This is a genomic window from Ulvibacterium marinum (genome assembly GCF_003626755.1).
In the GTDB taxonomy this organism is placed as follows: Bacteria; Bacteroidota; Bacteroidia; order Flavobacteriales; family Flavobacteriaceae; genus Ulvibacterium; species Ulvibacterium marinum.
On the sequence record NZ_RBCJ01000003.1, the window covers coordinates 1,002,436 to 1,014,705 of the forward strand.

A 12,270-nucleotide genomic window follows, 5' to 3' on the forward strand; every position below is an offset into this window, starting at 1 on the left:
GAAAAATTTACCCTTATGTTTGTGAGACAAATATCTCATAAAATGAATTCAACCAAAACTAAATGGGTACTCGGTCATAAGATAACACCCCATGAAACTACGGGAGATTATGACCTAATGGTAGCAGAAACACCAGCTAGAGTCCAAGGCCCGCCACCACATTTGCACAATTCTTTTAAGGAATCATTCCTGATCATTGAAGGTGAAATGGAGTTTATGGTCAATGGCGATACCATGGTCGTAAAGGCAGGAGAATCTGTGGACGTACCTCCCAAAACCTTGCACACGTTTTCCAACAAGAGCGACAGACCCTGCAAATGGGTAAATATCCATAGCCCAAAGGGATTCAGGGATTTTTTCGAGCAAATGGGCATCCCTGAAAATGAAGAAAATGCTAGTGACAAATCGCTTGCTCCAGAAATTATTAATAAGGTGATAACGACTGCCGCGGAATTTGATATGATTATTAGGATTTAAGTTACAGCTCATTATTAACGGTAAGGTTTTATACTAGTAATGGATGTTGGTGAATAAATAACATTGTAAACAATTTAAACTAGCAATCAACCGGGATAATCTTCATAGAAAGATGTTTTTCATTGTCATTAAAACTAAATTGATTCTTAAGACGGTATAACCAAGAATGTGAATCAAAGTGAAAGACACATAATTTTTTCTGTTCTTTCCAGTACATCCATTTGGGGCGGTGCCAGTTTATCGCTAAATCCGAGTTTGTAGTATAGTTTGTGTGCTTGAGGCATACTCATCGTGGTTTGCAACCACAGTTCTTTAGCATCATTTTCCAAGCAACGGCCTATGCATCGTTCGATTAGTTTTGTCGCTATTCCAAGTTTTCTGTGGTTTGGGTCAATGAACAACTTAGCAAACTCAAAGGTGTCCTTATCCAATCTTTTTAGGGCAACGCATCCAACTATTTCACTTTTGAACCGTGCATAAAAGAGGAAGCCACCATTTTCCAAATAAGCTTTGTCAGGATTGTGCAAAGTGAATTTATCATCTTCTTCCAAAGCTCCGTTCAAAACACCCAATAACCAAGGACCTGCCAATTCATAAAAATAATTTTTCAGACTCGGCTTATAGTCTATGATTTTTACAAAGTCGCCTCTGGGTCGATGAATCCGTTGATGAATTGGTTTAGTATTGATTTCTCGATCAAGTCTGTTCAAAATGCCAATCATATCCGGATGTCCTATAGAGAACAGGTCTTTGAGCATATTTGAAAACGAAAGCCATAGAGGTTCAAGTTCCTTCTGTAGTTCTTTCCCTTTTTTGGATAGTTCAACTAATTTGGAGCGTTTATCGTTGGGGTTTGGTTTAATACCAACTAATTCTTCTTTTTTTAATTCACGTAAAATATTCTTAACGGTAATATGGCTAAAGCCAATTTGCTCGGAGATTTCAAGTATGGTCTGAGGGGAATTGGATTTTGCCAAAACGTAGTATACTGAAAACCAACTTGCCTTGAACTTAATATTTGCATCGGAATAGATCTTATCTCCATCTTTTTGCAGTTTTTCGCTAATTCTCCGAAATCTTGAAGCTCCCGCAAGATATCCTAACTCATTTAGTATATCTGTCATATCCTTAGTTTATAAAAGTACTTTCATAAAAATATGAAAGGTATTTCATAACTTGTAATTATTTTTCAGAAATATTCCTTTTGGCTTGCTACTAAAGCTATTTAATTAGGATTTCGCGCAGAAACCCAACCATTGCTAACAACTAATTTTTATTTCATGCTTTTGATCCCATCCAGTCCAAAAATAGAAGAAGAGAAGAGTAACAAAATCCCTGGGATAGTGGCACCTAAAAAGAAGGCCAATAGGGAATCGATAAACATCATAATAATGATAAAGAACACTATTTTTCAATTTCATATTTCATAAAAAGTGTACTGGTTTGGATTAAAATTGACAAAAACCAAAAAAGACCCGTTTTTCGGGCCTTTAATCTTTGGTTGATGGTATTGGGCATTTATTTTTTCTTGTACTTTTCTAGGAATACTCCATACCCTTCATCTTTTGTTAACGTAAGAATATCTCCTGAAATTTCAAAAGGAGTTTTCTGGTTGTTGGGCTCTACATTATTTCCATTACTATAATCAAGCTCAATTTCCCCGTCAGATATATATTCCCAAGAACCGATAGCATCTTGAGCTTTGTAACATCCGACTTCTTCATCAAAATTGTAGTGGTACGTGAAATTAAAAGTATTATCACTCATAAATGTAAGCGAATCTTGACCATCACACTCATCGGCCTGTATTTCTCCCTCATCATCATCGACATACGCGATATAAGTCCAAGTGCCTATTAGATCTACGTCCGTTTTTGGCTCACTTTCATCTTTATTGCACGAAGTAAAGAATGATCCAGTTGTAAGAAATAAGAATAAGATTGATTTTTTCATGATTTTAAATTTGGGGGTTTTTGTTTAAATATTTTATTACAAAACGACAGTTTATGGAGAATATTGTCTACATAGTTATTTAGGATTTATTAAATCCAATATAATACTTCTCGCAACAAGGATGCTTCAGAACGGATGCGGTGAATAGGGAAAGAAGTGTATCCCATATAGGTCACGTAGCAAGTTATACGAAAACGAAAAAAGTGGCTTAAATCAAAAAGAACATATTCGCTATCCCTGCCTTCGGCAGGCAGGTTTGGGAGAACCAGACTATGGCCATTCATAGGATTCATTGTTATAACCGATTACGACACATCTGCGTAAACAAGCCACCTTCAAGTTCTGTTTTCCGTCCAATTTTTAAGTCCTGGTTTTGCAATACCAAAGTGTAAAAAAACCCCTTAAAGGGGCTTGTAAATTATCAGTTGTTTGTATGACGGTTACTGGTGTTGGCAAAAGATTTTTATTCTTCTGTATCTTGATAAAATACTTCCTTTGTGTAGTCTGTTCCATTAATTGATTGTTGCAATGCGAATGTATTTTTCTGTATGTCAGAAATTTTAAACCAAACAGATGTAGCAATTTGTCCGCTACCTTCAAGATTTTCGATTTTCATTATTCCAGAATTTTCATCTTCCCAAGCCCAATCACCAGATCCAGTAAATTCATTTCCTAATAAAACTATTCTCTGTTCATATTTACCATCTGAATGAAAATAAATGTCAGCAATAACATTGTTTGAATCAAACCACCATTTATCTAAAAGAGATGAGTTGTCGGAATTATTGGAATCGCTATCGTCTTTATTGCACGAAGTAAAAAAGAATCCAGTTGCAAGAAATAATAATAAAATTGATTTTTTCATGATTTTTAATTTGGGGGTTTTGTTTAAATGATTTATTCCAAAACGACAATGAATAGAGAATATTGTCTATTATTTTATTTGGAATCTGTTTATCAAAAAAATAGTGATTGCGAATATATGCGCAACTAAACATAAAATACCCCAAAACAATCCGCTGCTTGCGCATGACTTTGTAGTCTTACCTTTCCTGTAGCCTTCCCTAAAAAATGGAAAGGCTTCGAACTGAGTTGACCACGGTATCGGCTTGACAAGAAAAAAGCCTCTAGAAGAGGCTTATATGGGTTCAATATTCCAAAAAATATAGGCTTGTGCAGCGATTTCCATTGTTACCGAACGTTTTTTAATTCCAGTACAATCCTTTTCTATGAAGTGAATCAAGTAATTTTCTGGAGATTCCGATTTTTCTGGCAACTTTTACTGAAGATTCCATATTTCTTAGCGAATCATTTAGGTACAGGCCAATGAGATAGTCTATATACACGTTTTGGTTTGTCCTTAATTCTCGATTTATGACTTCATTAAATATGGAATCGTTTAGATGGGCGGCAAGATTGATTCTCGCAATCCTTATGTCGTTGGTGATTTGATGACTTTCAGGTATGTTATTCAACTCTTGAAAAGCTGTGATCGTATCTCCATTGGACAATGCTTTCTGATAATTGTAGTAACTTCTATTGGCATCATGTCTATTCTTGGACATAGCAGTATATCGGGAATTAAGTCTGATCATGTCCTTTACGCCATCGCTCATCCACTTATCCTCTTTAAAGAAATAGATATCCGAGAGTTTTGGTTTTTTGTCCCATATATCGATTCGGTATTTTATAAAATAAAATCGAGAGTCCAGCTCCATTAGATAGGTCAACTCAGCATGATTCCCGTCCACAAAATTAGTTTTTACTTGGGTCATTTTTCCGAAAGAATGCCTAATTTGATTGATTAGCTCAATATTCGCATTTTCAATGTCCTTGGCCAATTCTGATTCATAGATATAATCGAAAACTCCACGTTCAGTGGAATTCAAATTCGTGACTCTTTTTCGAAACAGACCATGATCCCAAGAGTCCCGAATAAAATCATAATTATATTCTTTTAGAGCTGTGTTCAGCACTTTAACAAAGTCACGAATTTTACTCATTTCACCATTCGTGAGAAGTTTAGCCTCGTTTTTATTTTCAAAGTTTTTGCACGAAATCGTAAAGATTAGGATGAATGTTAGAAGGTATTTCATGGAAAATTAAAATGTCGTTAGAGCACATTTCTTTTTGGGCGGGAGTGCCTTGGCACGGAGCAAAAAAGTCAGCTTCAGCTGAATGTGCTCTAACGGTTTGGCTATACGCAGTATCCCGAAGGGTATTGCGCATAGGTTTTGTTGTGGCTAGTTTTTCTTTTCTAAGATTTTTACAATTCGGTTAATTGTAATTTCCGATAAGTTCCATTCGTATCCCTCAAAATCGGTTGTATTAATAAATTGAACTACAACCGCATCTATATCTTTGTGGTATTCTGCAAGGCTTTGATAGCCAATAACTAGACCTCCATGATTGTATTCATAAGGATAGATTTCCCTTTCTCCCTCGTCAAATACCGAACCATCGTTTAAGGCTCGCAAGAATATACCCACATCTTCAGCTGTAGCCAACATCCCATATTCACGAGCTTTAAAATCTTCCTCATATCCCACATAATATCCACTCATAACATCATCTAAATCGACTTCAGTAATCGAAAAAAAGGTGTTTTTCAACTCTAGGGGAATCAATATTTTCTCTTTGACATACCGATTGTGGCCATACCCTAAAACATCATCCATAATCCTACGAAGCAATAAATAATTCGTGTTTGAATATTCATATCCTCCATTAGGTTTAAAACTGGCTGGTAGGTCGAGAGCAAAATCCAAGGCATTTTGGCCATTTTCCTGTTCGTTTTCCCAATAATCTGGATTATCTGTGAAATTTGGAATACCGGAACGGTGTTGAATCATCATCCTCAAGGTAATTTCTTCAGCATTTTCAATCCTACCTCTAAGTTCTGGAAGATAATCAATGAGTGTTTTATCAAAAGACAAACGCTTTTCTTTAACCAATTTAGTAGCTGCTACAGCGCTATATAACTTGCTAATACTGGCAATTTTGAACAATGATTTTGGGTCGGCCGGTATTTTATTTTTTCTATCTTTCCAACCACCTGTGTAATATTCTGGTAGTTTTCCTGCTTGGTCCACATAAACGATCATGCCGTCAAACCCATGTCCAATGGCTTCATCTACTTGTTCTTGGACTGTATCCGGTAGTGGAAGTATCCATGCTTTCACCAATATCCGTGGCACAAAGAACAAGGAGATTGCAGTGCCTAGCAATAATACTATTCTAAATATTTGTTTGGTTCGCTTATTTCTCATTTTATCTGAGGACTAGTTGCCCTTATTTAATTGCTCATAATGGTCCTGGCCATGATTTCGTTCTTGTCTCCGGCGAGCGATCTCTGATTGCGAGAGGAAGACTATGTGTCGAAATTGAACTAAAAGAACTTATTTTTTAACTCAGTTCGTTGTTGTGCCGTCGTGCTTTTAATTTATACTGTTTAAATATTTTTCCAACATAGTATATCCATCTCGGGCGACTAAATTGCGGTCATCTGGGTTTTGTTTGTCTAGCTTGTTTTTGTCTTCCCAGTAATCAGGTATTCCGTCATGGTCAGTATCAATAGGAGCGGAGGTACTTTTCAATTCAGGCCAACCACCAACATCGCTTGGAATATTAATAATACCCTTAATCCCATATTTTGTTGTTCCACGAAGAACATCATCTATAATATCTGCATCTACTTTATCTCGTTTAGGTAAAGAACAACCCGCATATTTTAGTACAGCTTTATAAGCTTCTTCTGCCGTTTGTTGATTAATTTCTATTGCAGGCCATGGTTCATTGAGTTTATACGCCGAACTTGTTTTTGTTACACCCAACAAGTTATTATCAGTAACTTCGGGGCTTCCTTCAACGACATTTTCAGAAACCCACCATTTCCCGGCATCTGCATCTGCATCCCGTGATGAAGGATCTATAATGCAGTTCCTCACTTTTATGTCTGTTGCAGGTCCTGGTTTATAATAATTCGCAACCATGTTAATCGTAGAATGTTCAATAGGTGGTCTACGTCTATCTCCTTTCTGATGTGCTTCGCCTCCATAGCTACTCGCATATTCCCAATTATAAAGTACGTTGTTTCTATAATCGTTAAAGCCGCAACCAGAAGCCCAACGTGGGTTTCTACTTGCATTATGAGCAAAAAGGTTGTGATGCCAGGTACCATAGTTATTCCCCCAGATACCCCCAAATCGATGTTCATCTGTGGTGCCTTTGGGGCAAGCTTCTGCGATTATGCACCATTGAACGGTTGTATTCTCATTATGGTAAAGTGTCATAGTTTCATCGGTACTCCAACTAGCCGAAATATGGTCAAAAATAATATTCTTATGATACCTACCACCTATTCCGTCATTTTCGCCCATGGAAGGGTCAAACCTTACTCGGATATAACGAATGATTATATTATTGGCATCTGTTGATAGGTTTCCTTTGATACATATTCCATCACCTGGTGCCGTTTGTCCAGCAATAGTTATGCTGTCATTTTTGATGCTAAAATTACCCGTTATCGTACCCGAAACTCTGAAGACAACTGTTCTAGCCCCTTTAGCTTCTAATGCTGCCCTTAGACTTCCCTTCCCTGAATCATTCAGGTTTGTAACTTCAAATACATTTCCACCACGTCCACCAACAGTATATTTACCATATCCTTCTGCCGTAGGGAAAGCTAATTGTTGAGACCATGCATAAAACAAAGTCAGTATTGAAAATACTCCTGTTAAAATTAGTTTTCTCACAATTTCAATTTTAGTTAAAGTAGGCTTGCATGCGGCACAACTTATTTATATAGCTATAAAATACATCTTTATACGCCCATATGGGTGTGAAACCGATGGAAAGTGTAATTTATAGATATCCCAATGGCGCTCCTAAAATTGTCCCTACAAAACAAACAAAATTCTTTGCAGTGCGTGTTTCTACCGTACCCCGTGCACCTGCATGGCCAAGGTATAGACCGAGTCCATAGCCGTAATAAAAAGAATATCCTGCTTGGGTCCGCCAAAGGTTACATTGGCCGTCCATTTTTCGGGTATGGGAATATGGTGGATTTGCTGCCCAGTTTTGTCAAAAACAGTCACCCCGTCCCCGGTTAGGTATACATTGCCCTGGTTATCTACCGTCATTCCATCGGAGCCCAATTCGGCGAAAAGTTTTTTATCGGTCAGGCTACCATCTGCATTCATCGTATAGGAATAGGTTTTTTTGTCCCCGATATCCGCGACATAGAGCGTTTTTCCATCCGCCGTACCAATGATGCCATTGGGCTGTACATAATCCTCGGCCACGATACGGACCTCCCCCATATCCGGAGTGAGGTAATAGACCCGTTTGGCGACCTGCTCCGGTTCCTCATGTGTCCACCAGGGTCTTTTGTAAAATGGATCGGTAAAATAGATACCGCCATTGGGGTCTACCCAAAGGTCATTGGGGCCATTCAATTTTTTGTCATCAAAATCCTCCACCAAAACCGTGACGTTTTTTTCGGTATCAATGCGCCACAGTTGCGTCTTTTCATCGGCACAGGACAGCAGATTGCCGTCATGGTCAAAATAAAGCCCATTGGAACGCCCGGAAGGTTGCAGATAGGTTTCCACGGAATTCGTTGTGGCATCCCATTTTAAGATACGGTCGTTGGGCTGGTCCGTAAAATAGACATCGCCGTTCGGGGCAAGGGCAGGGCCTTCCGTAAAGTCGTAATCTTCGGCGACCAAGGTCAATTCGGCTCCCTCTGCGACTAGGTTGTTTTCCTGGGCCTTGCCGTGGACACCTAAAACAAGGAGAACGAGGATTGTGAAGTATTGCTTTTTCATTGGATTTGATTTTAATATGGTAATGTACGAATAGAAATTTGATTAGACCAAACCCCTCCGGCTTTCAAAAAGGTCGAAAGCCACCTCCCCTTGGCTAAGGGGAGGATCTAAGCTTATTTAGTTACCGGTCCATCCGGGGCCGCGGACCACCCGTCCCGGGAAGGCTCCCGTATGTTCTCCATTCTGCAACACCTGGGTGCCGTTTACAAATACATGTTGTACGCCGGTGGCATACTGATGGGGTTTTGCAAAGGTGGCATTGTCCGTTACGGTCTCGGGATCGAACAGCACCACATCGGCATAAAATCCCGTTTGTAGCGCACCACGCTTTTTAATCTTTAAATTAGTGGCGGGGAGTGTAGTCAGTTTATAAATGGCCTCTTCCAAAGGAATCACCCTTTCCTCCCGAACATAATGCCCCAATAAGCGGGCAAAGGAACCATAGGCCCTGGGATGGGTGCTTTGCTCCAAGAAAACGCCCTCATTGGTATAGGAGCCGGCATCCGAGCAAATGCTCATATAGGGTAGGGCGAGTTTCTTTTTGATATTGTCCTCGGACATGGAAAAGTAGACCACTTGAATCCGGCTATCGTCCTCGTAAATTAGATCCACCAAAGTCTCGTTGGGTGATTTTTGTCTTTCTTCGGCAACCTCTGCCAAGGTCTTACCAATAAGGTTTCGAAGTTCCTTATTGCGAAACCCCACCAAAAGGATTTTTTCCGGTGGTACATGAAAATCGATTTCGGCCATCATCTTTTTGCGCTGGTCCGGTTGTGCTATCAACTTCATGGTAGCGTCGTGACCTCCTTCTTTTGCCCATGCCGGGAGCACCACATTGAGTCCTGTGGAGCTGGCATTGTACATATACATGTCCGTGGTAATGGGCAATCCTTCGGTACGGGCATCCTCCACCAATTGTATGGCACTATCCAACAAATGCCAATTGGCGTTGCCCGAAGCCTTAAAGTGATAGATTTCGGCAGAGATTTTAGCTTCCCGGGAAATGGTGATCAACTCCTGTACGGCATCCAACAAATCCCCTTCCTCGCTACGGATATGGGACACGTACATGCCATTGTGTTTGGCAACTTCTTGGGCCAATTCAATAATTTCCTTGGTCTGGGCATGGCCGCTGGGTACATAGATCAAGGAGGTGGACATCCCTACGGCCCCTTCTTCCATGGCCTGATTCACCAAATATTTCATGGTATCCATTTCGGATTCGTTGGGCACTCGATTTTCATACCCCATTACGTATTGGCGCAGGGTACCATTGCCTACAAAGGAAGCGACGTTGGTAGATACCCCCTTCTTCTCCAAAAACTCTAGATATTCGCCCAAAGTGGTCCAAGGAATGTCATAGGTAATGTCCTGTTGGCCCGCTTTCATCTCCTTCTTCATGGCATCGTTTAAAGGTCCCATGGAATGTCCCTCACCTAGCACGTCAAGGGTAACCCCTTGCCGGATATCTCCCTGCGAACGCCCATCCTCGATCAGCGAAACATTGGCCCAACTGAGCATATTAATGAAGCCCGGGGCAACGGCCAGCCCCGTAGCGTCGATTTCCAAATTGCCTTTTGCACCGTTAAGCTGCCCAATTGCTGCAACCGTATCGGCATTGATGGCAATATCCCCTCTAAAGGATTTTTCGCCGGAACCATTATAAATCTGTCCATTTTTAATAAGGACATCATAGGTTTTGGGCGATGTACAGGCCATGAAGAGCAGGCTCATCAAAATGAAAAAGAGGGAGCGGGAGTCTTTCATGTTATGTATTTCAAGATTTGTGATAGAAGGTGTTTGGTCAACTTTGGATCGACCCTCCGTTCTGTTTTATAGTTTATTTAGATAGTCCATATTATGTTGCATACTCTCCAAGGGGGTACTGGCATACTCCTCCTGTTCTATAAAAATGTGTTTGACGCCGGATGCTTTTTGGTGGGCCATCATAGTAGGGATATCCAATCCACCTTTGCCAAATTCCGTACTTTCCTTTTTTCGCATATTCATATCCTTTAAATGCCATAAAGGGAAGCGACCCGGATATTTCTGGAAATAGTCCAAGGGATCTTTACCCCCCACGATTACCCAACCCAGATCCAGTTCCATATGCACCAGATTGGTTTCGGTATTATCCATGAGTACATCAAATAAAACCTGCCCCTTGTGTGACTCAAATTCGTATTCGTGGTTGTGATACCCGAATTTCAATCCCATTTTTTTACAGGCCTCCCCAGCCTTATTAAAATCGTCGGCCACCTTTTTATAGTTGCTTACGGTCTGTCCCCTGGAGGGCATGGAGGAACAGATAAGATATTCCTGATCCGCTTCCACGGCCTCCTCCATGGTTTTTTGAAAGTTATCGTCCAGATGTACATGCCCACTCACCAATTTCATCCCAAGAGCTTTGCAAGTGGATTGCATCTCTCTGGGCGACAGACCATAATAATGCCCTTTTTTACTCCGGGCCGATTCAATTTCGGTAATCCCTATGGAAGCGATTTTTTCCAAGGTGCCCTTGGCATCCTTGGCCATTGCGTCACGAAAGGAATACAATTGTACCCCAAATTTTTGTGTTCCGGGCCATGCCCATGTAAAAGAGGGTAGAAGCAAGGTGCCTACTGCCAATCCTCCCGATTTTTGTAAAAAGCTTCTTCGTGTTTGCATGCTTCGGTTTTAGGAATTCGTTTGAATGACTTTTGATTTTATGTTGTTTAAAAGTAGCGCAAAATTCTCAGTCCATAAAAAGGTCGGGCAGGAAGAGGGACAACTGCGGGAAAAGGGTAACCAAGATCAGTACCAAGATGCTTACGGTGAGGAAGGGAAGTCCAGCCATACTTACTTTGCCAATGGATACCTTACCAATACTGGAAGACACGAAGAGACAAATTCCCAGGGGAGGCGTTGTAAGCCCGATCATTAGGTTTAATAGGGCAATTACGGCAAAATGTATCGGGTCTACATCCACAGCCAAGGCCACTTTCAACAAAATAGGAAAGAGGACCAATAAGGCCGCAATGGTCTCCATAAAGGTACCGACCAAGATCAATAAGATATTGATCAATAAAAGCACTACATACTTGTTCTCCGAAAAGGCCAGTATTTCACTGGAAATCAATTGGGGTAATTGTTCGGTAATAAGGATCCACCCAAAAAGATTGGCGAACCCTACCAAAACCATCAGGGAGGCCGAGGTCTTCATGGAATCCAATACAATAACCAAAATGTTTTTAAAATTCAATTTACGGTATACTAACATCCCCACCATTAAGGCATATAAAACGGCAATAATCGAAGCTTCCGTTGGGGTAAATACACCCCCAATAATCCCAAAGAGAATGATAAAGGTCATCAGGAGCGACCAAAAGGTGTCCAGAAACCCTTTGGCTATCTGCCCAATGTTGCTTCTGGGATGCTTGGGATATTTCTTTTTCACTGCTATGTAGTAGGCTATGCCCATAAGTCCAAAACCCAGGAGGAATCCGGGAATGGCCCCGGCCAGGAACAGTCGGCCAACGGACAGCCCGCTTAAGGTGGCCGCAATAATCATGGGAACACTAGGCGGGATGATGGGCCCTACGGTAGAGGAGGCCGCTGTAATAGCACAGGAAAAACTCGCATCATAGCCTTCCTTCTTCATGGCAGGTATCATTACGGCACCAATACTGGCCGTATCGGATACCGCCGTACCAGAAATTCCGGCAAAAAGCATGGAAGCACCAATATTGGCCAGAGCCAGACCTCCCCGGATATGACCCATAAGATGGTTACAAAACGAAATGATCTTTGCGGTAAGGCCGCCATGGTTCATCAAATTACCTGCAAGGATAAATCCGGGAATACTCAACAGTACGAATACATCGATGCCCGAATACATTTTCATGGGAACTACAATCAAGGGAATGCCCTCAAGAAGTAAATAGAAAAGACAGGAAAGTCCCAATGCAAAGGCAATGGGTACCCGAACTAACAAGCAAACGACAAAGACCAACAACAATACCCAGATCATATC

The 12,270-nt window shown here is 40.8% G+C and carries 11 protein-coding genes; 1 reads left to right on the forward strand and 10 read right to left on the reverse strand.

Annotation, left to right across the window (positions count from 1 at the left end):
- Positions 1 to 42: 42 nt before the first annotated feature.
- A complete protein-coding gene (locus tag D7Z94_RS17525) occupies positions 43 to 477 on the forward strand; it encodes a cupin domain-containing protein (protein WP_120712852.1) in 435 nt (144 codons plus the stop codon).
- Between the two features lie 173 nt (positions 478 to 650).
- Here D7Z94_RS17525 and D7Z94_RS17530 read toward each other — a convergent pair whose 3' ends face one another.
- The 10 genes from D7Z94_RS17530 to D7Z94_RS17575 all read right to left on the reverse strand — a co-directional run bounded on the left by D7Z94_RS17530 (position 651) and on the right by D7Z94_RS17575 (position 12,267).
- Complete coding sequence (locus tag D7Z94_RS17530) at positions 651 to 1,601, reverse strand: bifunctional helix-turn-helix transcriptional regulator/GNAT family N-acetyltransferase (RefSeq protein WP_120712853.1); 951 nt, start codon at positions 1,599 to 1,601, stop codon at positions 651 to 653.
- Between the two features lie 394 nt (positions 1,602 to 1,995).
- Entirely contained in the window at positions 1,996 to 2,430 is a 435-nt protein-coding gene (locus tag D7Z94_RS17535) for a lipocalin family protein (protein ID WP_120712854.1), read from the reverse strand.
- A gap of 463 nt (positions 2,431 to 2,893) precedes the next feature.
- Positions 2,894 to 3,295: a hypothetical protein gene (locus tag D7Z94_RS17540; RefSeq protein ID WP_120712855.1), complete on the reverse strand. Its 402-nt coding sequence runs from the start codon at positions 3,293 to 3,295 to the stop codon at positions 2,894 to 2,896.
- A gap of 340 nt (positions 3,296 to 3,635) precedes the next feature.
- Complete coding sequence (locus tag D7Z94_RS17545) at positions 3,636 to 4,433, reverse strand: hypothetical protein (RefSeq protein ID WP_147415923.1); 798 nt, start codon at positions 4,431 to 4,433, stop codon at positions 3,636 to 3,638.
- 240 nt (positions 4,434 to 4,673) lie between these two features.
- Positions 4,674 to 5,699 (reverse strand): serine hydrolase domain-containing protein, encoded by a 1,026-nt coding sequence (locus tag D7Z94_RS17550; RefSeq protein WP_120712857.1) that lies wholly within the window; start codon positions 5,697 to 5,699, stop codon positions 4,674 to 4,676.
- A 168-nt stretch (positions 5,700 to 5,867) separates the two neighbouring features.
- Complete coding sequence (locus D7Z94_RS17555) at positions 5,868 to 7,184, reverse strand: pectate lyase family protein (RefSeq protein ID WP_120712858.1); 1,317 nt, start codon at positions 7,182 to 7,184, stop codon at positions 5,868 to 5,870.
- Between the two features lie 180 nt (positions 7,185 to 7,364).
- Complete coding sequence (locus tag D7Z94_RS17560; protein ID WP_120712859.1) at positions 7,365 to 8,258, reverse strand: SMP-30/gluconolactonase/LRE family protein; 894 nt, start codon at positions 8,256 to 8,258, stop codon at positions 7,365 to 7,367.
- A 117-nt stretch (positions 8,259 to 8,375) separates the two neighbouring features.
- On the reverse strand, positions 8,376 to 10,025 hold the full coding sequence (locus D7Z94_RS17565; protein ID WP_120712860.1) for an N-acyl-D-amino-acid deacylase family protein: 1,650 nt from the start codon (positions 10,023 to 10,025) through the stop codon (positions 8,376 to 8,378).
- A 66-nt stretch (positions 10,026 to 10,091) separates the two neighbouring features.
- Positions 10,092 to 10,925 (reverse strand): sugar phosphate isomerase/epimerase family protein, encoded by an 834-nt coding sequence (locus D7Z94_RS17570; protein ID WP_120712861.1) that lies wholly within the window; start codon positions 10,923 to 10,925, stop codon positions 10,092 to 10,094.
- 67 nt (positions 10,926 to 10,992) lie between these two features.
- Positions 10,993 to 12,267 (reverse strand): TRAP transporter large permease, encoded by a 1,275-nt coding sequence (locus D7Z94_RS17575; protein WP_120712862.1) that lies wholly within the window; start codon positions 12,265 to 12,267, stop codon positions 10,993 to 10,995.
- Between the last annotated feature and the right edge of the window lie 3 nt (positions 12,268 to 12,270).